18 protein-coding genes and 1 tRNA gene are annotated in these 23158 nt (G+C 66.4%); 12 read left to right on the top strand and 7 right to left on the bottom strand.

The genetic code is table 11. The features are described 5' to 3' along the window. From FBZ89_RS29675 to rpoC, 10 genes are all read left to right on the top strand, one after another. The coding region (locus FBZ89_RS29675; RefSeq protein ID WP_484213824.1) for an EF-Tu C-terminal domain-related protein at positions 1-141 on the top strand (141 nt) is incomplete at its 5' end. Between the two features lie 355 nt (positions 142-496). Further along, positions 497-572: transfer RNA gene (locus FBZ89_RS29670), tRNA-Trp, on the top strand. A gap of 105 nt (positions 573-677) precedes the next feature. Then, positions 678-875, top strand: a complete 198-nt coding sequence (gene secE / locus FBZ89_RS29665; protein ID WP_040842369.1) for a preprotein translocase subunit SecE — start codon at positions 678-680, stop codon at positions 873-875. A gap of 4 nt (positions 876-879) precedes the next feature. After that, positions 880-1410: a transcription termination/antitermination protein NusG gene (gene nusG, locus FBZ89_RS29660; RefSeq protein WP_004271317.1), complete on the top strand. Its 531-nt coding sequence runs from the start codon at positions 880-882 to the stop codon at positions 1408-1410. Between the two features lie 181 nt (positions 1411-1591). Continuing rightward, positions 1592-2026, top strand: coding sequence for a 50S ribosomal protein L11 (rplK, locus tag FBZ89_RS29655; RefSeq protein ID WP_040842373.1), 435 nt, complete (start codon positions 1592-1594; stop codon positions 2024-2026). Then, the gene (gene rplA, locus FBZ89_RS29650; protein ID WP_425465983.1) at positions 2023-2730 is read left to right on the top strand and encodes a 50S ribosomal protein L1; all 708 of its coding nucleotides are present in this window, start codon (positions 2023-2025) and stop codon (positions 2728-2730) included. The genes rplK and rplA overlap by 4 nt, the downstream gene beginning before the upstream one ends. 364 nt (positions 2731-3094) lie before the next feature. After that, positions 3095-3613 carry a 50S ribosomal protein L10 gene (gene rplJ / locus FBZ89_RS29645; RefSeq protein WP_040842376.1) on the top strand — a complete coding sequence of 173 codons (519 nt, stop codon included), beginning with the start codon at positions 3095-3097 and terminating at the stop codon, positions 3611-3613. Positions 3614-3667: 54 nt separating this feature from the next. Next, positions 3668-4048, top strand: coding sequence for a 50S ribosomal protein L7/L12 (gene rplL / locus FBZ89_RS29640; RefSeq protein WP_040842378.1), 381 nt, complete (start codon positions 3668-3670; stop codon positions 4046-4048). Positions 4049-4361: 313 nt separating this feature from the next. Continuing rightward, positions 4362-8549, top strand: coding sequence for a DNA-directed RNA polymerase subunit beta (gene rpoB / locus FBZ89_RS29635; protein WP_145754612.1), 4188 nt, complete (start codon positions 4362-4364; stop codon positions 8547-8549). Positions 8550-8657: 108 nt separating this feature from the next. After that, positions 8658-12857, top strand: coding sequence for a DNA-directed RNA polymerase subunit beta' (rpoC, locus tag FBZ89_RS29630; protein WP_145754610.1), 4200 nt, complete (start codon positions 8658-8660; stop codon positions 12855-12857). A gap of 89 nt (positions 12858-12946) precedes the next feature. On the opposite strand, the gene FBZ89_RS29625 is transcribed toward rpoC, so the two are convergent. Further along, positions 12947-13636 carry a tetratricopeptide repeat protein gene (locus FBZ89_RS29625; RefSeq protein ID WP_186457660.1) on the bottom strand — a complete coding sequence of 230 codons (690 nt, stop codon included), beginning with the start codon at positions 13634-13636 and terminating at the stop codon, positions 12947-12949. 25 nt (positions 13637-13661) lie between these two features. Between FBZ89_RS29625 and FBZ89_RS31085 the strand changes: the two genes are divergently transcribed. Next, a complete protein-coding gene (locus tag FBZ89_RS31085; RefSeq protein ID WP_186457659.1) occupies positions 13662-13859 on the top strand; it encodes a hypothetical protein in 198 nt (65 codons plus the stop codon). Between the two features lie 32 nt (positions 13860-13891). On the opposite strand, the gene FBZ89_RS29620 is transcribed toward FBZ89_RS31085, so the two are convergent. Both FBZ89_RS29620 and FBZ89_RS29615 read right to left on the bottom strand, forming a co-directional pair. Beyond that, a complete protein-coding gene (locus FBZ89_RS29620) occupies positions 13892-14620 on the bottom strand; it encodes a tetratricopeptide repeat protein (RefSeq protein WP_186457658.1) in 729 nt (242 codons plus the stop codon). A 178-nt stretch (positions 14621-14798) separates the two neighbouring features. After that, a complete protein-coding gene (locus FBZ89_RS29615) occupies positions 14799-15251 on the bottom strand; it encodes a YaiI/YqxD family protein (RefSeq protein WP_211115416.1) in 453 nt (150 codons plus the stop codon). A 139-nt stretch (positions 15252-15390) separates the two neighbouring features. On the opposite strand from FBZ89_RS29615, the gene ettA reads away from it, so the two are divergent. Beyond that, on the top strand, positions 15391-17067 hold the full coding sequence (gene ettA, locus FBZ89_RS29610) for an energy-dependent translational throttle protein EttA (RefSeq protein ID WP_145754604.1): 1677 nt from the start codon (positions 15391-15393) through the stop codon (positions 17065-17067). A gap of 64 nt (positions 17068-17131) precedes the next feature. Here the strand turns inward: ettA and FBZ89_RS29605 are convergent, their stop codons facing one another. From FBZ89_RS29605 to FBZ89_RS29590, 4 genes are all read right to left on the bottom strand, one after another. After that, on the bottom strand, positions 17132-18394 hold the full coding sequence (locus FBZ89_RS29605; RefSeq protein WP_211115415.1) for a histidine-type phosphatase: 1263 nt from the start codon (positions 18392-18394) through the stop codon (positions 17132-17134). Continuing rightward, entirely contained in the window at positions 18394-21333 is a 2940-nt protein-coding gene (locus tag FBZ89_RS29600; protein ID WP_145754602.1) for a TonB-dependent receptor, read from the bottom strand. The genes FBZ89_RS29605 and FBZ89_RS29600 overlap by 1 nt, the downstream gene beginning before the upstream one ends. Positions 21334-21469: 136 nt before the next feature. Beyond that, positions 21470-22453 (bottom strand): FecR family protein, encoded by a 984-nt coding sequence (locus FBZ89_RS29595; protein ID WP_145754600.1) that lies wholly within the window; start codon positions 22451-22453, stop codon positions 21470-21472. Beyond that, positions 22453-22968: an RNA polymerase sigma factor gene (locus tag FBZ89_RS29590; protein ID WP_145754599.1), complete on the bottom strand. Its 516-nt coding sequence runs from the start codon at positions 22966-22968 to the stop codon at positions 22453-22455. Before FBZ89_RS29590 ends, FBZ89_RS29595 begins: the two co-directional genes overlap by 1 nt. Positions 22969-23158 lie beyond the last annotated feature (190 nt).

Raw genomic sequence — 23158 nt, 5'->3', positions numbered from 1 at the left:
GAGATGGTGATGCCGGGCGACAACGTGCAGGTGACCGTGGAGCTGATCGCCCCGATCGCCATGGACGAAGGCCTGCGCTTCGCCATCCGCGAGGGCGGCCGCACCGTCGGCGCCGGCGTGGTCGCGAAGATCATCGCCTAAGGAACGTTTGGGGTGCGGGACGGCCTTCCTTGAAGGCCGTCCCGCATCCACGTGATTTTGGTGAGGGGTGCCCCGGCCCGCCGGCGGCGCCCCTTGCCTTTAAGTAGGGGGAGGGCCGTCGGAGGCCCTCCGGCGTTGTCCGGGATTTCCTGGGCGCCGACGGTCAAACCCCTGAAAACACCGTTCTTTCCGGGTCCCTGGGACTGCTGGGAAAAGGTGTTGCCGGCCCACCGGCCGCATGCACAGACGCAGATCTGCCCCGCATACGAGGGGCATGCTGTTTTATCTGGACAAGCGGTTCCGAATGGTGAATAAACCGGCCCTCCGAGACGCGGGAAACTGCGGCCGGTGACGTAGGAGTGTAGCTCAATTGGTAGAGCACCGGTCTCCAAAACCGGGGGTTGGGGGTTCGATCCCCTCCACTCCTGCCACGTCGCCCCGCTGAACAGCGTGTCCGGACGGCCAAGCGGGCCGGGTAACGGCAGCGATGCCGAAACAGTATGACGAGTAGCTCTGAACGTGGTGGCGTAGCCCTTATGGCGAAGACCAGTCCTGCCCAGTTTGCGCGCGAAGTGCGCCGTGAGATCGCCAAGGTGACGTGGCCGACCCGCAAGGAAACGGTCATCTCCACCTGGATGGTGTTCCTCATGGTCATCGTCGCGTCTCTGTTCTTCCTGGCGGTCGATCAGATCATCGCGTTCGCTGTCCGCCTCGTTTTCGGTATCGGAGGCTAAGGTCATGGCCGCGCGTTGGTACGTTGTTCACGTTTATTCCGGATTCGAAAAGAAGGTCTCTCAGTCGATTCGTGAGAAGGCCGCCCAGAAGGGTCTGGAAGATCAGTTCGAGGAAATCCTGGTCCCGACCGAAGAGGTCGTGGAGGTGCGCCGCGGCGCCAAGGTGAACTCCGAACGGAAGTTCTTTCCCGGCTATGTGCTGGTGAAGATGGAACTGACGGACGAGAGCTGGCACCTGGTGAAGAACGCGCCGAAGGTGACGGGTTTCCTGGGTGGTGGCGGCAAGCCGCAGCCCATCAGCGAGGCGGAAGCCTTGCGCATCATGAACCAGGTGCAGGAAGGGATCGAGCGGCCCAAGCCCTCCATCCACTTCGAAGTGGGCGAGAACGTGCGCGTCACCGACGGCCCCTTCACCTCGTTCACCGGCCTCATCGAAGAGGTCGACGAGGACAAGGCGCGGGTCAAGGTGGCGGTGTCCATCTTCGGCCGTGCGACCCCCGTCGAGCTCGAGTACGCGCAGGTCGAAAAGATTTAAGCGGGACGGCGCCCCGGTTCTTCGGAAACCGGGGCGTCTTCCCATTCCCCGCGTGGGAGGCGAGCCCGAAGGTCCCGGCAACGGGGCCGAAGTCCATGGGGCGAGCCGAACCACGCATCCCGCAGATCCGGGTGGCGCCCCTCGACCGGGGTTCCGTCCGGATTGTTGTTGAGGACGTATCATGGCGAAGAAGATCGTCGGTTATATCAAGTTGCAGGTGCCGGCCGGCAAGGCCAACCCGTCGCCGCCCATCGGTCCGGCCCTGGGTCAGCGCGGCCTAAACATCATGGAATTCGTGAAGGCCTTCAACGCGAAGACGGCCGACCTGGAGCAGGGCATGCCCATCCCGGTCGTGATCACCGCCTACGGTGACCGTACCTTCACGTTCGTCACCAAGACCCCGCCGAACACCTACTTCCTGAAGAAGGCCGCCGGCATCACCAAGGGCGCCGTCCAGGTGGGCAAGGGCGCCGCGGTGGGCAAGGTGAAGATGTCGCAGATCCGCGAAATCGCCAAGACGAAGATGCCGGACCTGAACGCGAACGACATCGAGGCGGCTGCCAGCATGCTGGTCGGCTCGGCCCGTTCCATGGGCCTGGAAGTGGTGGAGGATTGATCATGGCCGGCAAGCGTCTCAAGAAGGCTAACGCCACCGTCGACCGGAACAGGTTCTACGCCCTGGACGAGGCTGTCCAGTCGGTGAAGGGCAACGCCACCGCCAAGTTCGACGAGACCGTCGAGATCGCCATGAACCTGGGCATCGACCCGCGTCATGCCGACCAGATGGTCCGCGGCATGGTCCAGCTGCCCAACGGCACCGGCAAGACCGTTCGCGTCGCCGTGTTCGCCCGCGGCGCCAAGGCTGACGAAGCCCTGGCCGCCGGCGCCGAGCTGGTGGGTGCGGAAGACCTGGCCGAGAAGATCCAGGCGGGCGAGATGAATTTCGACCGCTGCATCGCCACCCCGGACCTGATGGCCCTGGTCGGCCGTCTGGGTAAGGTGCTGGGCCCGCGCGGCCTGATGCCGAACCCGAAGCTGGGCACCGTGACGATGAACGTCGGCGAAGCCGTGAAGTCCGCCAAGGGCGGCTCGGTCGAGTTCCGCGCCGAGAAGACCGGTATCGTGCACGCCGGCGTGGGCAAGGCCAGCTTCAGCCAGGAAGCCCTGGCCGAGAACATCAAGGCCTTCGTCGGCGCCATCAACCGCGCCAAGCCGACGGGTGCCAAGGGCACCTACATCGAGAAGGTCAGCCTGAGCTCTTCCATGGGCCCGGGCCTGAAGCTCGACGTCGCCGCCCTGGTCGCCTCGATCTCGGCCTAAGGCTGCAAGGAGTTTCCGTCCAAGCCGTTCGTTCCCATATGGGGATGGACGGCGAGGCCGGCGGAGGGCCGGAGCGATCCGTCCTTCCAACCCTGTCCAAGACTGCGGGCGCCAAGCCGGAACCGATCATCCCTTCGGGGGCGTGACGGCCGGGGCGGCTTAATGAACGCCGGCATAGACGGGAGTAACAAGCGTTTTGCAGGTGGACGGATTTACCGGCCGCTTGGTTTGGATGGCTTGTCGCTTCTGGGGCAGGTTCACCGGTTTCGGGTGAACCCCATTCGTGGGGGAAGCCCGAGGCTACATTTGGACCGGGAAGATGGGCGTGACCCGCCCACCTGTCCCAGTTGTTAGGAGGCGAACCGTGGATCGCACAGAAAAGCAAGCGACTATCGCTGCTCTGCATCAGGCGCTCTCCGCCACTTCCCTGGTCGTCGTGACCCGCCAGTCGGGCATGACGGTCGCCGAGGTGACGGACCTGCGCCGCAAGATGCGGGCCGCTGGCGCGAGCTTCAAGGTGACCAAGAACCGGCTCGCCCGTATCGCCCTCAAGGGCACCCAGTTCGAAAAGCTGGACGACCTGTTCGTCGGCGTGACCGCCATCGCTTACTCAAGCGATCCAGTCGCGGCGGCCAAGGTTGCGATCGCTTATGCCAAGGCCAATGACAAGTTCAAGATCATTGGCGGCGGCATGGGCGGTACCGTCCTGGACGACAAGGGCATCGAGGCTCTCTCGAAGCTCCCGTCCATCGAAGAACTGCGTGGTCGCCTGCTCGGCATGCTCCAGACGCCCGCCACCCGCATCGCCGGTGTGCTGCAGGCTCCGGGCGGCCAGGTGGCGCGCGTGCTGTCGGCTTATGCCAAGAAGGGCGAGGCGGCCTGAGCCTCGCGTACTTTTCGTAAATCTCAAGACAAGACCTGATTTAGGAGAACATCCATGTCCAAGCTGGAAAAGCTGGTTGAAGAGCTGTCCGCTCTGACCGTGATCGAGGCCGCCGAGCTGTCGAAGCTGCTGGAAGAGAAGTGGGGCGTTTCCGCCGCTGCTCCCGTCGCCGTTGCCGCCGTTGCCGGCCCGGCCGCTGAAGCCGCCGCTCCCGCCGAAGAGCAGACCGAATTCACCGTGATCCTCGCCGACGCCGGCGACAAGAAGATCAACGTGATTAAGGAAATCCGCGCCATCACCAGCCTCGGCCTGAAGGAAGCCAAGGACCTGGTCGAGGGTGCGCCGAAGACCGTGAAGGAAGGCGCCACGAAGGACGAAGCTGCTAAGATTAAGAAGCAGCTGGAAGACGCCGGCGCGAAGGTCGAGGTGAAGTAAGAAACGATCCCCTGTGGGCGTTTCTGAAAAAAAGATGGCGCCGGACGGTGGCACTCCCCATATGGGGGACCGCCGCCCGGCGCTGTCGCCTTTTTCTGGAGGATGTCGTATGGTGATCCTCCAGTTTCTTCCCGAAGAAGGTTCCGCGATGGAATTTGGGGCGGGAAGGGCAGTTTGAGTGTTTGGCGCCGGACGGCGGCCGCTTCCGAAGGGGGCGGGGCCGGACGCGCCTATTTGTGTTTGTTTCGCTTGCCGTCGCATCCAAATCGGCCGGCGCAGTTGACCCGGGCCTAGTTCACGAGAGGCGCATTTCATGGCCAAGTCGTTCACGGGACGTAAGCGTATTCGTAAGAGCTTCGGACGCATCCCCGAAGTGACCCGCATGCCGAACCTCATCGAGGTTCAACGGAGTTCCTACGACCACTTCCTTCAGATGGATACGGCGCCCGAGAAGCGCGCCAATCTGGGCCTTCAGGAAGTGTTCAAGTCGGTCTTCCCGATTAAGGACTTCTCCGACCGTGCCGTGCTCGACTTCGTTAAGTACGAGCTTGAACAGCCCAAGTACGATGTCGAGGAATGCCAGCAGCGCGGCATGACCTTTGCCGCGCCCCTGAAGGTGACCCTGCGCCTGACCGTCTTCGACATGGACGAAGACACGGGCCTGAAGTCCATCCGCGACATCAAGGAACAGGACGTCTACATGGGCGACATGCCCCTGATGACGGCCAACGGCACCTTCGTCATCAACGGCACCGAGCGCGTCATCGTCAGCCAGATGCACCGGTCGCCGGGCGTGTTCTTCGACCACGACAAGGGCAAGACCCATTCGTCGGGCAAGTACCTGTTCGCCGCCCGCGTGATCCCCTACCGCGGCTCTTGGCTGGACTTCGAGTTCGACGCCAAGGACCTCGTCTACGTCCGCATCGACCGCCGCCGCAAGCTGCCCGCCACCACCCTGCTGTTCGCGCTGGACGGCGCTGAGACGCAGCAGCTGCGGGCCCAGCGCGCGAAGGCCGGGCAGGGCCTGGCCCCGTACGAGGCGCAAGGCATGTCGAAGGAGGAGATGCTCTCCGCCTTCTACGACACCATCACCTATTCCCGCGCCGGCGACGGCTGGAAGACCCCCTTCGTCGCCGAGCGCATGAAGGGCGTGAAGCTGGCCTCCGACCTGATCGATGCCCGCACGGGCGAGGTCCTGCTGCAGCGCGAGACCAAGATGACCCCCCGCGTGCTGAAGAAGCTGCAGGAGGGCGGCCTGGAAGAGGTGAAGGTGCCGACCGAGGAGCTGGCTGGCCGCTACCTCGCCATCGACATCATCAACGAGCTGACCGGCGAAGTGATCTTCGAGGCGGGTGACGAGATCACCACCGCCGCCCTGGAGAAGCTGGAGAAGGTCGGCGTGGACGAGGTGCCGGTTCTGGCCATCGACCACCTGAACGTCGGCGCCTACATCCGCAACACCATGGCGGCGGACCGTAACGCCAGCCGTGAAGACGCGCTGATCGACATCTACCGCGTCATGCGCCCGGGCGAGCCGCCCACGCTGGAAAGTGCTGAGGCCCTGTTCAGCGGCCTGTTCTTCGACAGCGAGCGCTACGACCTGTCGGCCGTGGGCCGCGTGAAGATGAACGCGCGCCTGGGCTTCCAGACCGACGACCAGATGCGCGTCCTGCGCAAGGACGACATCCTGGCCATCCTGAAGCTCCTGGTCGAGCTGAAGGACGGCCGTGGCGAGATCGACGACATCGACCACCTGGGCAACCGTCGCGTCCGCTCCGTCGGCGAGCTGATGGAGAACCAGTACCGCGTCGGCCTGCTGCGCATGGAGCGTGCGATCCGCGAGCGCATGAGCTCGGTCGAGATCGACACGGTCATGCCGCACGACCTGATCAACGCCAAGCCGGCGGCGGCTGCGGTGCGTGAATTCTTCGGCTCCTCGCAGCTGTCGCAGTTCATGGACCAGACCAACCCGTTGTCGGAAATCACCCACAAGCGTCGTCTCTCGGCCCTGGGGCCGGGCGGTCTGACGCGTGAGCGCGCGGGCTTCGAAGTCCGCGACGTGCATCCGACCCATTACGGCCGCATCTGCCCGATTGAGACCCCCGAAGGTCCGAACATCGGTCTGATCAACTCGCTGGCGACCTATGCCCGCGTGAACCAGTACGGCTTCATCGAGAGCCCCTACCGCAAGGTGGTGGACAAGCGCGTCACCAACGAGGTGGTCTATCTCTCCGCCATGGAGGAAGGCCGCTACATGGTGGCGCAGGCCAACGCCACGCTGGACGCCGACAACCGCTTCATGGATGAGCTCATCAGCTGCCGCAAGGGCGGCGAGTACATGATGACCCGCTCGGACATGATCGATCTGATCGACGTGTCGCCGAAGCAGCTGGTGTCCGTCGCCGCGGCGCTGATCCCGTTCCTGGAGAACGACGACGCCAACCGCGCGCTGATGGGCTCGAACATGCAGCGCCAGGCCGTGCCGCTGATCAAGGCGGACTCGCCCCTGGTCGGCACCGGCATGGAAGCGACGGTCGCCCGTGACTCGGGCGTGGCCATCGCCGCCCGCCGTGCCGGCGTGATCGACCAGATCGACGCCACCCGCATCGTCGTGCGCGCCACCGGCGACACCGACGCGGCGGCCCCTGGCGTCGACATCTACAACCTGCTGAAGTTCCAGCGCTCCAACCAGAACACCTGCATCAACCAGCGTCCGCTGGTGAAGGTGGGCGACCGGGTGGAGAAGGGCGACATCATCGCCGACGGTCCCTCGACCGACCTGGGCGAGCTGGCCCTGGGCCGCAACGTGCTGGTCGCGTTCATGCCCTGGAACGGCTACAACTTCGAAGACTCGATCCTGATTTCCGAGCGCATCGTGCGCGATGACGTCTTCACCTCGATCCACATCGAGGAGTTCGAGGTCATGGCCCGCGACACCAAGCTGGGCCAGGAAGAAATCACCCGCGACATCCCCAACGTCGGCGAAGAGGCTCTGAAGAACCTCGACGAGGCGGGCATCGTCTACATCGGTGCCGAGGTGAAGCCGGGCGACATCCTGGTCGGCAAGGTGACGCCGAAGGGCGAAAGCCCGATGACCCCGGAAGAGAAGCTGTTGCGCGCCATCTTCGGTGAAAAGGCCAGCGACGTGCGCGACACGTCCATGCGTCTGCCGCCGGGCGTCACCGGCACGGTGGTCGAGGTCCGCGTCTTCTCCCGCCGCGGCGTCGACAAGGACGAGCGCGCGCTGGCGATCGAGCGGGCCGAGATCGAGAAGCTGGCCAAGGACCGCGACGACGAGAAGGCGATCCTGGAGCGCAGCTTCTACACCCGCCTGAAGGAAACGCTGGTCGGCCAGTCCGTCCTGTCCGCCCCGCGCGGCATCAAGTCGGGCGAGGTCATCACCGAAGAGCTGCTGTCCGGCCTGTCGCGTGGCCAGTGGCGCCAGATCGCGGTCGCCAACGACCAGATCATGGAGAACGTGGAGGCTTACGGCCGGGTGTTCGACGAGAGCATCCAGAAGCTGCAGGAGCGGTTCGAGAACAAGGTCGAGAAGCTGCAGCGCGGTGACGAGCTGCCGCCCGGCGTCATGAAGATGGTCAAGGTCTTCGTGGCGGTGAAGCGCAAGCTGCAGCCCGGTGACAAGATGGCCGGCCGTCACGGCAACAAGGGTGTGATCAGCCGCATCCTGCCCATCGAGGACATGCCCTACCTGGCCGACGGCCAGGCGGTCGATATCGTTCTGAACCCGCTGGGCGTGCCCTCGCGCATGAACGTCGGTCAGATCCTGGAGACCCACCTGGGCTGGGCGTCGGCCAACCTGGGCAAGCAGATCGGCCAGATGCTGGACCAGATGCGCCATGCCGAGCCGGAGGCCAAGGCCCCCGTCCTTGAGAACATCAAGGGCCGCATGAAGCACATCTACGGCGAGGCCGCCTACACCGAGGAGGTGAGCGACCTGACCGATGGTGAGGTTCTGGAACTGGCGGGCAACCTGCGCCGCGGCATCCCGTTCGCGACCCCGGTCTTCGACGGCGCGCGGGAGGACGACATCGTCCGCATGCTGACGGAAGCCGGCATCGACAGCTCGGGCCAGATGGTGCTGACCGACGGCCGTACCGGCGAGGCGTTCGATCGCAAGGTCACCGTCGGCTACATCTACATGCTGAAGCTGCACCACCTGGTGGACGACAAGATCCACGCGCGCTCCATCGGCCCGTACAGCCTGGTCACCCAGCAGCCGCTGGGCGGCAAGGCCCAGTTCGGTGGTCAGCGCTTCGGTGAAATGGAGGTCTGGGCGCTGGAAGCTTACGGCGCCGCCTACACGCTGCAGGAAATGTTGACGGTGAAGTCGGACGACGTGTCCGGCCGCACCAAGGTCTACGAGGCCATCGTCCGCGGCGACGACAACTTCGAGGCCGGCATTCCGGAAAGCTTCAACGTGCTGGTCAAGGAACTGCGGTCCCTGGGCCTGAACGTCGAGCTGAACGAGCGGTCCTATTGATCACCGGTTGAGCTTGGGCGGCGCCCTCGGGGGGATTCCCCCGGGGGCGTTCGTCCGTCCCGGTTCGCAGCCAATTGAATTCCCAGCCCTTCCCAGGGGAGACGGCTTATGAATGAGTTGATGAACATTATCGGCCAGGTGCAGGGGCCGCAGAGCTTCGATCAGATCCGCATCTCGATCGCCAGCCCGGAGCGCATCCGGTCGTGGTCGTTCGGCGAGATCAAGAAGCCCGAGACCATCAACTACCGTACCTTCAAGCCGGAGCGCGACGGCCTGTTCTGCGCCCGCATCTTCGGCCCGATCAAGGACTACGAGTGCTTGTGCGGCAAGTACAAGCGCATGAAGTACCGTGGCATCATCTGCGAGAAGTGCGGCGTCGAAGTGACGCTGGCCAAGGTCCGGCGCGAGCGCATGGGCCATATCGAGCTGGCCTCGCCCGTCGCCCACATCTGGTTCCTGAAGAGCCTGCCGAGCCGCATCGGCCTGCTCATGGACATGACGCTGAAGGATCTGGAACGGGTCCTGTACTTCGAGAACTACGTCGTCACCGAGCCCGGCCTGACCCCGCTGAAGCTGCACCAGCTTCTGTCGGAGGAGGAGTACATCCAGGCCCAGGACGAGTACGGCGAGGACGCCTTCACCGCGTCCATCGGCGCCGAGGCCATCAAGGTCCTTCTCTCCGCCATCGACATGGAAGAGGAGATGAAGACCGTCCGCGAGGAGCTGAAGGAGACTTCCAGCGAGGCCAAGCGCAAGAAGCTGGTCAAGCGCCTGAAGCTCATCGAGGCCTTCCTGGAGTCCGGCTCGCGTCCGGAGTGGATGATCCTGGACGTCGTCCCGGTCATTCCGCCGGAACTGCGCCCGCTGGTCCCGCTGGACGGCGGCCGTTTCGCCACGTCCGACCTGAACGACCTGTACCGCCGCGTCATCAACCGTAACAACCGCCTGAAGCGGCTGATCGAGCTGCGCGCGCCCGACATCATCGTGCGCAATGAGAAGCGCATGCTGCAGGAGGCCGTTGACGCCCTGTTCGACAACGGCCGCCGCGGCCGCGTCATCACCGGCGCCAACAAGCGCCCGCTGAAGTCCATCAGCGACATGCTGAAGGGCAAGCAGGGCCGCTTCCGTCAGAACCTGCTGGGCAAGCGCGTCGATTATTCCGGTCGTTCGGTCATCGTGGTGGGCCCCGAGCTGAAGCTGCACCAGTGCGGCTTGCCCAAGAAGATGGCGCTGGAGCTGTTCAAGCCTTTCATCTACGCCAAGCTCGAGCTGTACGGCATGGCCTCCACCATCAAGGCGGCCAAGCGCATGGTGGAAAAGGAGCGGCCCGAGGTCTGGGACATCCTGGAAGAGGTCATCCGCGAGCATCCGGTCATGCTGAACCGGGCGCCCACGCTGCACCGTCTGGGCATCCAGGCCTTCGAGCCCACCCTGATCGAAGGCAAGGCCATCCAGCTGCACCCGTTGGTCTGCACCGCCTTCAACGCGGACTTCGACGGCGACCAGATGGCCGTGCACGTCCCGCTGAGCCTCGAGGCCCAGCTGGAAGCGCGCGTGCTGATGATGTCGACCAACAACATCCTGTCGCCCGCCAACGGCAAGCCCATCATCGTCCCCAGCCAGGACATCGTCCTGGGCCTGTACTACATCACGATGGAACTGCCGGGCTCCGTGGGCGAGGGCATGGCTTTCACCGACATCGGCGAGATCGAGCAGGCGCTCGCGGCCAAGGTCGTCACCCTGCACTCCAAGGTGAAGGCCCGCTACCACACCGTGGACCAGGATGGTAACCCCATCGTGACCCGCGTGGAGAGCACCCCCGGTCGCATGCTGCTGTCGGAGATCCTGCCGCGCCACCCGGCGATCGGCTTCTCGATGATCAACCGGCTGCTGACCAAGAAGGACGTGGGCAACATCATCGACGCCGTCTACCGCCATTGCGGTCAGAAGGAGACGGTGATTTTCGCCGACCGCCTGATGAAGCTGGGCTTCAGCCACGCCTGCCGCGCCGGCATCTCCTTCGGCAAGGATGACATGGTCATCCCGGCCGAGAAGGAGACGCTGATCCATGAGGCGCAGGAGCGCGTCAAGGAGTACGAGCAGCAGTACCTGGACGGCCTGATCACCCAGGGCGAAAAGTACAACAAGGTGGTCGACGTCTGGTCGGAAACGACCGAAAAGGTCGCCGGCGCCATGATGAAGGTCATCGAACAGCCGCGCCCCGGCGTCGGTGTCAACTCGGTGTACATGATGGCGCACTCCGGTGCCCGTGGCTCCGCCGCCCAGATCAAGCAGCTGGCCGGCATGCGCGGCCTGATGGCGAAGCCCTCGGGCGAGATCATCGAGACGCCCATCATTTCCAACTTCAAGGAAGGCCTGACCGTGCTGGAGTACTTCAACTCCACCCACGGCGCCCGTAAGGGTCTGGCCGACACCGCCTTGAAGACGGCGAACTCCGGTTACCTGACGCGCCGTCTGGTCGACGTCGCCCAGGACGCCATCGTCGTGGAAAACGATTGCGGCACCACCAAGGGCCTGACCATGCGCGCCGTCATCGACGGTGGCGAGGTGATCTCGCCCCTGTCGGAGCGCATCCTGGGCCGTTGCGCCTCGGTTGACGTGGTCGATCCGCTGAGCGGCAAGGTTCTCGTTCCGGCCGCCGGCCTGATCGACGAGCAGGCCGTGGAGCTGATCGAGCGCGCCGGCATCGACACCGTGCTGATCCGCTCGGTGCTGACGTGCGAGACCCGCGAGGGTGTCTGCGGTTGCTGCTACGGCCGCGACCTGGCCCGCGGCACCACCGTGAACATCGGTGAGGCCGTCGGCGTCATCGCCGCCCAGTCGATCGGTGAGCCCGGCACGCAGCTGACGATGCGTACCTTCCACATCGGCGGTGCGGCCCAGCGTGGCGCCGAGCAGTCGTCCGTGGACAGCAGCCTTGATGCCAAGGTCGTCGTGAAGAACCGCAACATGGTTCTGAACGGCGAGGGCGTGCCCGTCATCATGGGCCGCAACGTGGAACTGGCGCTGTTCGACAGCCAGGGCCGCGAGCGCGCCCGTCACCGCGTCCCCTACGGTGCCAAGCTGAACAAGCTGCTGGTCGAGGACGGCGTTCTGGTGAAGAAGGGCGATCGCCTGGCGGAGTGGGACCCCTACACCCTGCCGATCATCACCGAGCGGGAGGGTGTCGCCAACTACGTCGACCTGGTCGAGGGCGTGTCCATGCGCGAGGTGGTCGATGAGGCCACCGGCATTTCGTCCAAGGTGGTGGTCGACTGGCGCCAGCAGCCGCGCGGCGCGGATCTCCGCCCCCGCGTGACCCTGCGCGACGCCAACGGCGACGTCATCAAGCTGCCGAACGGCGTGGAAGCCCGTTACTATCTGAGCGTGGACGCCATCCTGTCGGTGGAGAACGGCGCGCATGTGAAGGCCGGCGACGTGCTGGCCCGTATCCCGCGTGAAAGCTCCAAGACGCGTGACATCACCGGTGGTCTGCCGCGCGTGGCCGAGCTGTTCGAAGCCCGTCGTCCCAAGGACTTCGCCATCATCTCGGACATCGACGGCCGGGTTGAGTTCGGCAAGGACTACAAGACGAAGCGCCGCATCGTCGTTGTTCCCAACGACGAGGCCGAGAACCAGCGTGAGTACCTGATCCCGAAGGGCAAGCACATCTCCGTGCAGGAGGGTGACTATGTCCAGAAGGGCGACCTGCTGATGGACGGCAACCCCGTCCCGCACGACATCCTGGCCGTCATGGGCGTGGAGGCTCTGGCCTCCTACCTCACCAACGAAATCCAGGACGTCTATCGTCTGCAGGGCGTGAAGATCAACGACAAGCACATCGAGGTGATCGTTCGCCAGATGCTGCAGAAGGTCGAGATCGACGAGCCGGGTGACACCACGCTGCTGATCGCCGAACAGGTCGACCGCGCCGAGTTCGAGGCCGAGAACCGCAAGGTTCAGGCCCGCATGGACGAAGGCGAGGGTGGTCTGCGGTTCGCCCGCGGCCGTCCGGTGCTGCAGGGTATCACCAAGGCCAGCCTGCAGACGCGTTCCTTCATCTCGGCCGCGTCGTTCCAGGAAACGACCCGCGTCCTGACGGAAGCCGCCGTCCAGGGCAAGTCGGACAACCTGGAAGGCCTGAAGGAAAACGTCATCGTCGGCCGCCTGATCCCGGCGGGTACCGGCAGTGTCGTGAACCGTCTGAAGCAGATCGCCGCCGAGCGCGACCGTGAACTCTCCGCCCTGCAGGCGGGCGAGGATCCGGCCCTGCCGTCGGAAGTCTCGACGGAGCAGCCGGCCGCCTGAGGCGGGTGGGTGCTTGAGTAAAGCGAAGGGCCGCATCCCAGCCGGGGTGCGGCCCTTTTCTCATTCCGGCGTCACCGCGCGTGCCGCTTTTACAAAGGGTGCGCCCGCCCCTTTGTCTGGTCGGCGGTGGGCAGGGGCATCCCAGGATGCCACGCGGCGGCCAAGTCACGGGCGCGTTGCCGGGTCGTGGCCGGCAGTTGCTGTTCCAGCGTCGTCCGCATCTTGGCGGTATCGGCGTCGGCGTCTGGGCTCAGCAGCGTCAGGATATAGGCCTGGACGGGGTCGTGGGGCACACCCTCACCCGCGATGGACAGGGCGGCCAGGAAGTGCAGGGACTGGGGGTCGCCCTGGATGGCGGCGCGCTCGCACCACATCAACGCCGCCTGGCTGTCCTTTGCCGCGCCCACGCCATTATAATAGATCATGGTCAGGTTGTTCTGGGCTTGGATGTCGCCCTTGGCGGCCGCCTGTTGGAACAGCTCGATGCCCTTGGCCCGATCTTCCGGCACCCCCCGTCCCAGGAAATAGAGGGAGCCCAGGTTGTTCATGGCATGGGCCTGGCCTTGGGCGGCAGCCTTCTCATACCAGACGCGGGCCTTGGCATTGTCGGGAACGAAGGCCGGCCGGCTGCCGGTGGCGGTGATGGTCACCAGCGGTTCTTCATAAATCCAGCCCAGATGGGTTTGCGCGTCGGCGTCACCTTTCTCTGCCAAGGGCGTCAACAGGGCCACCGCCTCGGCCTTCTTTCCCGCCTCGAAGGCCGCGATACCCTGGTCCAAGGTGGATGTCGCGGCGGGAGGGGCGGTGGGCACACTGGACGCGGGTGGCGTGTCCGCCTGTGTCGGCGCGGCACCGGCCGATCCCGGCGCAACGGTAAGTCCGGTGGCGGCCCATGCCGCCACGATCAAGGCGCACGACGCGCGCGGCCATCCCATCCTGTTGTTCCCCATCTCACGGTCCTTTCCCCATCAGCCCGAGTTCAAGCTTGAGGAGGGAGGATGATCAACAACTAAGGCGGGATAGTGGCAGGCGCTTTACGTCCGCGTCGCCGTCGGCAGCGGCTGCCCTGGGCGCCAGGTCTTGGCCAGGGTCTGTGCCTCCGCCTTCTGGGCGGTGCTCAGTTCGCCCTCCAGGCGGGTGCGCAGGGCCTGGGCGTCGGGGTTGTCGCCGGACAGCACGGTCAGGGTGTAGGCCAGCACCGGGTTGCGCGGCAGGCCGGCGCCGGTGTCGTAGAGGCGGGCCAGTAGGTTCTGGGCGTGCGGGTTGCCCTGGCGGGCGGCGGCGCGGGCCCAGTGGGCGGCTTCCACGTCGTCCTTGGGCGCGTCCTGACCAAGATAATAGATCATCGCCAAGTTCATCTGGGCCTGGGCATCGCCCTTCTTGGCGGCCTTGCGAAACAGACTGATGCCCTTGGCCGCGTCCTTCGGGACGCCGTTGCCCAGATAATAGAGCGAACCCAAATTGTTCAGGGCGTGGGCATGGCCCTTGTCGGCCGCCTTCCGGTACCAGGCCTGGGCGCGGGCGTAGTCCACCGGCACGCCCAGGCCCTTCTCATACATCCAGCCCAGGTAGGTCTGCGCCTCGGCGTCGCCCTTGTCTGCGGCGGGCGCGAGGTCGGCCAGGGCGGTGGGGTAATCCTTGCGCTCGAACGCGCCGACGCCTTTCTGCGTGTTGGCCAGGGCGACCCCGCCAGCCAGAGCGGCACATAGGGGCAGCAGGGTGGCCGCCAGCACGGCGGATTTGCGCCAGGAACGATGTTGCATGCCCAAACCCTCCAATCGCTGTGGCCCCCAAAGCCCACGCTGTACGTCAGCATCAGCGTGGGCAGCCATTGGGGCGGGAAAGGGGCAGGGGAAAGGAGGGGCTGTGACCAGGCTGTGACATGCGGCGCCAGGACAGGCGATTGGAAGCCGTGCCCGTTACACCGTCACAGCGCCGAGCCTATTTGCCCATCTTCTTCACAGCGTTCACCGCCTGGTCCAGCGCCTGCAGGAACTGCGACTTGTCGCGCTTGGCCATGGGCGCGTTGCCGCCCTGGACCACGCCCATGGCGCGCAGGTCGCTCATCAGGGCGCGGGTGGCGATGGCCGTGCCGATGGACTGGGGGGTGAAGGGGCGGCCGGTGGGGCCGATGACCCGGCTGCCGGCCTTCAGGCAGCGGTCGGCCAGGGGGATGTCGGCGGTGATGACGATGTCGCCCACGCCGCAATGGGTGGCGATCCAGTCGTCGGCGGCGTCGAATCCGTCGCTGACCATCACCAGCTGCACCAGGCCGCCCGGCGGCACCCGCAGCGGGCCGTTGGACACCAGATAGGTCTTCAGCTGATACCGCTCCGCCACCTTGAACACCTCCTCCTTCACGGGGCAGGCGTCGGCGTCGACATAGATCTCCAGCATGGGATCTCCAGCATGGGGTTAAGGCTTTCGAATGCTTGCCACCCGCGTTGCGCGCGGATGGGATGGTGGGGTAAAAGGCGTCGCCGGGTGGGTTCAGACCCTGCCCTTGTTGCCACCCTTTGTGAAGAGACAGCCCATGGCGTCGTACCAATATGTTTATGTGATGAAGGGTGTGACCAAGGTCTATCCCGGCGGCCGCAAGGTTTTCGAGAACATCTGGCTGAGCTTTTACCCCGGTGCCAAGATCGGCGTGCTGGGCGTGAACGGCTCGGGTAAGTCCACCCTGCTGAAGATCATGGCCGGCCTGGACAAGGACTACAATGGCGAGGCCTGGTCCGCCGACGGCGTGTCCGTGGGCTATCTGGCGCAGGAGCCGCAGCTGGACCCCAACAAGACCGTCCAGGAAAACGTCATGGACGCCCTGGGCGCCACCAAGGGCCTGCTGGACCGTTTCAACGAGGTCAGCAACGCCATGGCGGAGCCGGACGCCGACTTCGACGCGCTGATCGCCGAGCAGGCGGAGCTGCAGGAGAAGATCGACGCCGCCGACGCCTGGGATATCGAGCGCACGGTCGAGATCGCCATGGACGCCCTACGCTGCCCCCCGGGCGACGCCGACGTGACCAAGCTGTCGGGCGGTGAGAAGCGCCGCGTGGCGTTGTGCAAGCTGCTGCTGGCCAAGCCCGACATGCTGCTGCTGGACGAACCGACCAACCATCTGGACGCCGAAAGTGTGGCCTGGCTGCAGCGCTTCCTGGCCGACTACAAGGGCACGGTGGTGATGGTCACCCACGACCGTTACTTCCTGGACAACGTCACCGGCTGGATCCTGGAACTGGACCGCGGCTCGGGCATCCCCTACGAGGGCAACTACTCCAGCTGGCTGGAGCAGAAGGAAAAGCGCCTGGTCCAGGAAGGCCGCACCGAGGACGCCCGCCAGAAGCAGCTGGCCCAGGAACTGGAGTGGGTGCGGCAGAGCCCGCGCGCGCGCCAGGCCAAGTCCAAGGCCCGCATCCAGGCCTACGAGGAATTGTTGGCCCAGAGCACGAAGGAGGCGATCACCGACACCCAGATCGTCATCCCCGTGCCGCCCCGCCTAGGCAACGTGGTCATCGAGGCCGATCACCTGAAGAAGGGCTTCGGCGACCGCCTGCTGATCGACGACCTGTCCTTCCGCCTGCCGCCGGGCGGCATCGTGGGCATCATCGGCCCCAACGGCGCCGGCAAGACCACCCTGTTCCGCATGATCACCAACCAGGACACGCCGGACGCCGGCACCTTCAAGGTGGGTGAGACGGTGAAGCTGGGCTATGTCGATCAGAGCCGCGACGCCCTCAACCCCAACAAGACGGTGTGGGAAGAGATCTCCGGCGGCCTGGACATCATCGAGCTGGGCAAGAAGTCCATGCCCAGCCGCGCCTACGTCTCCGCCTTCAACTTCCGTGGGTCCGACCAGCAGAAGAAGGTGGGGCAGCTGTCGGGTGGTGAGCGCAACCGCGTGCACCTGGCCATGATGCTGAAGTCCGGCGCCAACGTCCTGCTGCTGGACGAACCGACCAACGACCTGGACGTGGAAACCCTGCGCGCCCTGGAGGAGGCGCTGGTCAGCTTCGCCGGCTGCGCTGTGGTCATCAGCCACGATCGCTGGTTCCTGGACCGTATCGCCACCCACATCCTGGCCTTCGAAGGCGAAAGCCAGGTGGTCTGGTTCGAGGGCAACTACCAGGACTACGAAGCCGACCGCAAGCGCCGCCTGGGTGCGGCGGCCGACCAGCCGCACCGCATCAAGTACCGCCCGCTGGTGCGCAACTGAGCGCCAGCGTCAGTTGAATGGGGAACGGGGAGCGGTCATTCCGCTCCCCGTTTTCGTTGGTGGCTCATTCGCCCCGTGTGGCATCCGCCACCACTTGCCGGAACCGCTCCAGCGGGCAGTCCATCGCCGGTGCCGCCTGGCTGCATCCGGGAATGAAGACCGGCGCCGACAGGGGAGGCTGGGCTTCCGTCAGCGGGGTCAGGGCGCGCAGCTGATCCAGGCTTTGCGCCGTGAAGCGGGCGCGGATGACGGTTTGGCCGTCCGCCCGGCGCCAGCGTTCCAGCACCAGCGCCGATCCGGGGGGCACCTGGTCGGGCTGATAGCCCGGCAGCACCCAATCCAGGCGCAGCAGGCCCGCCAACAGCAGGAGGGTGCCGTCGTGGCCCACCAGTACGGAGACGGCCGGGCCGTCGCCGGCCAGCAGGTCCACCAGATGTTGGGCCAGCGGGCCAGCGCCCACGCGGGCGATGTAGGGCGTGCGCAGCCGTGCGTCCAGGTCGGCGGCATGGGCGGCCCCGGCGCGGTTCAGCGCGTCGGCGTTCACCCGCCCGCCCAATAGGCTGGCCAGCGGCGCCCCATCGGCATAGGCCATGATCAGGCTTTCCGTCAGTCCGGACGCCGTCGCCAGCGGGCTTTGCAGCTTCAGCCAGTCCTCGCCTTGCCCCCGACCCAGCACCGACGGCATGTCGGTCAGCAGCCGGCGGCCGGCCAGCCTGCCGCCGGGCTGAACCTGCGCGCGGCAGTCGGCCGGGGCGCAGTTCAGTAACAGCCGCTGCAGCGCCTCCACCGTGTCGGCATGCGCCGCCGTCCAGGCCGCGGCATCGCCGATGCGCCCGCGCACGGCGGCCAGGGACAGGTCGGGATCAAGACGCGCGGCCCCCGCCGGCACCGGATCGAACAACGGGTCGGCCTTGGTCTCCACGGTATCGACCCGGGCGGGGCAACCGGGCAGCAATTGCTCGGCCAGCGCCCGCCCCGTCTCCACCGTGCGCTGGGGCAGGTTGGCGTGCACCCGGGCGGCGGCACAGTCTCCCGCCGGCAGCAGGCCCAACGCCCGGTAATGCTCCCGGTAATAGGCGCCGAACAGGCCGGCCGCCTGGAAGCCGTGGGCCGTCAGGTGGCCGGGCGGCACGGCGAAGGCCGGCCAGGCCTCCGCCGTCCAGCGGCCCAGTTCCTCCGGCGTCGACATGGCGGCGCGGATGCCATGCCGCGTCAGGATGACCACCCGTTCCAGCTGGTCCAACGTCCCGGCCGCCTCCGGCCGGGCGGGCAGGGCCAGCAGCAGCATCGCCGCCGCCAGCCCCCGCAGCAGGGCCTTGCCGCGCATCAGTACTTCGCTCTCACGCCGAACCGGAAGGTGCGGCCGAAGTCGGTATATGTCGCGAAGATGCCGTTGTTCACATATTGGCTCTGGGCCGCACCGGTGACGTTGATGGCCTCCGCCGTCAGTGTCAGGTGGCCGTCCACCGCGTAGGTGGCGTTCAGGTCCAGGGTGCCGAAGGCCCGGTCGTTGACCGAGGACAGGCCGTTGGTGCCCACCTGGTTCAGGATGTTGCCCGTCCAGCTGTAGGCGGCGCGCACGCCGATGGGGCCTTTCTCATAGAAAGCGGTCAGGTTGTAGCTGTGGCGGGCCACGCCGGCCAGGTCGGCCTCGAAGAAGCGTCCGGTGGTGATGTCATGGTACGTCGCCCCGGAATTGGTGATGGTCAGGTTGGCCAGGAAGCCCAGGCCGTCGAAGGGGGCGGGTAGGAAGGTGAACAGCTGCTGATAGGCCAGCTCGCCGCCGATGACATGGGCGCCGCCGCCGTTGACGGGGGCGGTCAGCAGATAGCTCTGCCCGTCCACCACCAGCGGGGTCACCTGGTTGAAGGTGAAGGTGCTGATGTCCTTGTAGAAGAAGTCGGCGATCAGCGCGCTGCTGCGGGTGAAGTACCACTCGGCCGAGGCGTCGTACTGCCAGGCCTCGTAGGGACGCAGCTGCGGGTTGCCGCCGCTGGCGGTGAAGATGGTGTTGGAGGAGTTCAGCGTGATCTGCGGGCCCAGGCTGGACAGCGACGGCCGGGTGATGACCTTGGAGGCCGCCAGGTGCAGCTGCACGTCGGGCTGCAGCTCCAGCACCAGGTTGGCCGAGGGCAGGGCATTGGTGTAGATGCGCTCGTACCGCACCGGGATGGCCTTGCTGCCGCTGGTGGCGCTGCCGCTGGAGGTCTGGTCGGTGTTGGTGACACGCACGCCGGCGTCGCCGCGCAGGGGCAGGCCGAACAGGGTGGTGGACAGGCTGGTCATGACGTAGCCGGCGCCGATGGTCTCCGTCACCTTGTAGGAATTGCGCAGATCGGCCGCCGTCAGCGGCTGGTTGACCACGTTCGGATCCATGCGGCTGAAGAAGGCGCCGGTGTCCGGCACCAGCCAGGTGCGGGGCAGGGTGCCGGAGGCGTCGGCCAGGAAGCCGCTGACCGGGAAGCTGTCGTAATAGCTGGTGGGGAAGTATTGGCCGGCGATGTTCTGGGTGATGGTCAGGTCGCGGCGGTCATAGTCGCGGCCCCGGTCGCGGTACTTGGCGCCCATCTGGATTTTGGAGAGGGGCCCCCAGTCCAGGTCATGCTCCGCGTCGAACTGGATGGCGCCTTCCGTGTCCTTGGCGTTCTCGGTGCGCCATTCCAGGCGGCGGCCCGGCAGCAGGGTGATGGAGTTCAGGTCGGCCGTCAGGTAGTTCAGGCTGGGCACGCCATCGTCCGATGAGGGCATGTTGAAGCTGACCTGGCCGGCCGACCCCAGGATGCGGGACCGGCGGATGGGCGTGGGCGTGCCGCTGTCGGCGCGGTTGTAGGCGCCGTCCGCCGACAGGGTCCAACCGTCGATGCGGTATTTGCCGTTCAGCCCCACTTGGTAGTTGGTGTGCAGCAGGTCGGACTCCTCGCGCCCGATCTGCACGCTGACCGGGGCGGTCGCCGCCACGACGGCGCCGTCCCGGATGGACACGCTGCCCGGCACCGCCTTGGATATGGTCCAGTCGGCGGAGTAGGTCTTCTCGTCGTAGTGCATGTTCAACCGGGTGAACAGCACGTCCAGGCCGATTTCCAGATTGTCGTTCGGCGCCCACTGCGCCGCCGCGTTCATGCCCACGCGGCGGCTGTGCTGCATCTCCAGCGTGGGGCGCTCGCCGCTGGCGTCGATGACGGGGCCGCTGTCGGCCTTGCCGTCGCCATTGGTGTCGATCCCGTTCGGATAGAGGGTCCAACTGCCCCCCAGCACGCGATCCTGGCGCACCGTGCGCTCGTCATACACGGCGGCCAGCAGGAGGCCGAAGGTTTTGGCGTCGTTGTTCCAGCTGGTCAGGCCGGAGACGTGGGGGTCGGCGGCGTCGGCCAGCTGGGCATAGCTGCCGCTGGCCGACCCGGTGAAGGTCAGGTCGCCCAGCTCCAGCGGGCGAAAGGTGCGGATGTTCACCAGGCCGCCGATGGCCCCCTCGTCCTGGCTGGCCAGGGGGCTTTTCACCACCTCGATGCCCGACACCAGCTCCGACGGCAGGGTGTCGAAGCGGAAGTTGCGCCCCGATTGGCCGCTGTCGCGCACATTCTCGTTCACCGCCATGCTGCGGCCGTTCAGGGTGGTGACCTCGAAATCCGGGCCCAGGCCGCGGATGCGAACGAACAGGCCCTCGCCCCGGTCGCGGGAGATGGTGACGCCCGGGATGTGCTGCATGGCTTCGGCCACGTTCTGGCTGGGGAACTTGCCGATATCCTCCGCCGAAATGGCGTCCACCACGTTGTCCGCCTGGCGCTTGGTGTCCAAGGCGCGGGTGACGCTGCCGGCGAAGCCGGTGACGATGATCTCCTCCAGCGGGCTGGCATCGGCGGCCGCCAGGCTGGGGGCGGTGGCCGTGTTCGCGGCCGGGGCGGTGGTCGCGGCCTTGGCGGCCCCCACCTTCAGCACAACGCTGTCGCCATCCAGCGTGTAGTCCAGCCCTGTACCGGCCAGCAGGCGGCCCAGCGCGTCCGGCGTGCTGAAGGCGCCGCTGAGGCCGCCGGTGCGCTTGCCGTCCAACAGCGCCGGGTCGGCCAGCACCTGCATGCCGGTGGCGCGGGAAAAGGCGTTGAGGGCGGCACGCAGGTCGCCGGCGGCGATGGTGAACTGCGTCACGCTTTGCGCTGCCGGGGCGGCTGGTGCCGTGGCGGTGAGGGCGGCCGTGGCCAGGGCCAGGGCGGAGGCCGAGGCGCGCAGGCGGCGCAGGGCGCGGGTGAGCGGCGTGTCCAGGTTCTTCATGCTTGTCCCCAAATCCCGTGGCCGCGTCCCCCCGTGGGCGCGACCTCGGGCCGGAAGACGACCGGCGGCCTGGAAACCGGACATTGAATTTTATGAAGCTTATAAGACGCGGGCGGTCCAGCGCTGCCTGCGGGGCTCAAGCCGCTGGAACCAGCAGCAGCCGGTCGGCCTGCCGGTCCACGGTGAAGCCATGCACCCGGCCCAGCGTGGCCAGCAGCCGCGCCGGATCATCCAGGCGGAAGCGGCCGGAAATTTGGCGCGTCGCCAGGCGGCTATCGGTCAGCACGATGGGCAGGGCGCTGCGGCGGCTCAACCTCTCCGCCAGCCGGCCCAGGGTGATGCCCTCCGTCTCCAGCCAGCCTTGGCGCCAGTCTTCGGCGGCGGGGTTGAAGTCCGCCAGGGCCTGGAGCTGGCCGTTGTGCACGGCGGCGCGCTGGCCGGCCGTCAGTTCCCGGCCCGTGCCGGCGCCGGCGGCGGTGAAGCGCACCCGGCCGCGATAGACCGACAGTTCCACCACGTCGCGCGTCAGGTCGATGTCGAAGGCAGTGCCCAGCACGGTGATGGCGGCCCGGCCGCCGGCCTCGATTTCGAACGGCCGGTCGCTGTCATGCGCCACGTCGAAATAGGCCTCCCCCCGGCTCAGGGTCAGCCAGCGATGGCCATGGCCCAGGCGCGCCTCAACCACCGTGTCGCCGTTGAGGCTCAGGGCCGTGCCATCGGGCAGGGTGATGGTGCGGGCTTGGCCGCCGGCCGTCTCATAGCGCAGCGGCGTGGCCATGTACCGGTCGATGTTGGGCCAGACAACAACCAGCGCCAGCGCGGCGCAGGCCGCCAGGGCCAGGACAGGCAGCAGGCGCCGCGCCCGGGGGATCGCGCGGGCCACGGGACGGCGGACCACGCGCGGCGCGGCATCCAGCCCGGCCATCGCCTCGGTCAGGGCGGGGTCCTCCAGGGTGGCGTGCAGCGCCTGATAGCTGTCGCGATGGCTAGGGTCGGCCGCCAGCCAGGCCTGGAAGGCGGATTCCTCCTCCGGCGTCAGGGGCGCGTCGGCACGGCGCAGGGCCCAGCGGGCCGCCTCTTCCACCGGGCTGGGGCTCCAGACAACACGACGCTCGGCCATCACGGCAATTCCTCCTGCCGCGTGGCGCGGGGGCGGGCGCGCTCACTGCGGGACATTTCCTGGTGCAGCCATTCCAAGGCGCGCACCACATGCTTTTCAGCCGCCGCCTTGCTGATGTCCAGCGTCTGGGCGATGTCACGCAGGCTTTCCCCTTTCAGGCGGCGGCGGACGAAGACCTCGCGGCGCAGGGGCGGCATGGCATCCAGCGCCCGTTGAAAGGCGGCGACGCGCTGACGATGCATGATCACCTCTTCCGCCCGCGGCGCGTCGCAGGCCAGGTCGTCGCCCAACTCCTCGGTGGACGCCCGGCGGCTGGCGCGGAAATGATCGCGCACCAGATTCTGGGCGATGCGGAAGCATAGGGCCGCGCTGTCGCCCACCGTGCTTTTCAGCCGATAGGTGAACAGGCGGATGAAGGTTTCCTGCACCAGGTCTTCGCTGACCCAGGGGTCACCCACGCGGCGCATGATGAACCGGTAAAGGCTGGTGCGTTCTGGAAGCGAATCCTCGGTCATGGCGTGCGCCTTTGGCCTTCGATGGCGCGGCGTCTATCACCAACCGCCGCCATTTGCGATCTCCGGTGCGTGACATTCTCATGACTGGCCCCCGGCTTAGGGACTGTTGATAAATAAATGAATCAATGATTTTTTGCGGTTTGGGGATTCTCCGGCTGACACGGAGCTTATAGAATCGCCGGATGATTGA

The organism is Nitrospirillum amazonense, from assembly GCF_007828045.1.
Lineage (GTDB): Bacteria > Pseudomonadota > Alphaproteobacteria > Azospirillales > Azospirillaceae > Nitrospirillum > Nitrospirillum amazonense_C.
The sequence above is the reverse complement of the archived record's forward strand: the minus strand, read 5'-3'. Positions and strand labels throughout refer to the sequence as shown.

Bases quoted from the DNA above. Each gene is read 5' to 3' on its own strand.
- secE (WP_040842369.1), top strand. From the start codon at position 678: ATGGCGAAGACCAGTCCTGCCCAGTTTGCGCGCGAAGTGCGCCGTGAG.
- nusG (WP_004271317.1), top strand. From the start codon at position 880: ATGGCCGCGCGTTGGTACGTTGTTCACGTTTATTCCGGATTCGAAAAG.
- rplK (WP_040842373.1), top strand. From the start codon at position 1,592: ATGGCGAAGAAGATCGTCGGTTATATCAAGTTGCAGGTGCCGGCCGGC.
- rplL (WP_040842378.1), top strand. From the start codon at position 3,668: ATGTCCAAGCTGGAAAAGCTGGTTGAAGAGCTGTCCGCTCTGACCGTG.
- rpoB (WP_145754612.1), top strand. From the start codon at position 4,362: ATGGCCAAGTCGTTCACGGGACGTAAGCGTATTCGTAAGAGCTTCGGA.
- rpoC (WP_145754610.1), top strand. From the start codon at position 8,658: ATGAATGAGTTGATGAACATTATCGGCCAGGTGCAGGGGCCGCAGAGC.
- FBZ89_RS29620 (WP_186457658.1), bottom strand. From the start codon at position 14,620: ATGCAACATCGTTCCTGGCGCAAATCCGCCGTGCTGGCGGCCACCCTG.
- ettA (WP_145754604.1), top strand. From the start codon at position 15,391: ATGGCGTCGTACCAATATGTTTATGTGATGAAGGGTGTGACCAAGGTC.
- FBZ89_RS29605 (WP_211115415.1), bottom strand. From the start codon at position 18,394: ATGCGCGGCAAGGCCCTGCTGCGGGGGCTGGCGGCGGCGATGCTGCTG.
- FBZ89_RS29600 (WP_145754602.1), bottom strand. From the start codon at position 21,333: ATGAAGAACCTGGACACGCCGCTCACCCGCGCCCTGCGCCGCCTGCGC.
- FBZ89_RS29595 (WP_145754600.1), bottom strand. From the start codon at position 22,453: ATGGCCGAGCGTCGTGTTGTCTGGAGCCCCAGCCCGGTGGAAGAGGCG.
- FBZ89_RS29590 (WP_145754599.1), bottom strand. From the start codon at position 22,968: ATGACCGAGGATTCGCTTCCAGAACGCACCAGCCTTTACCGGTTCATC.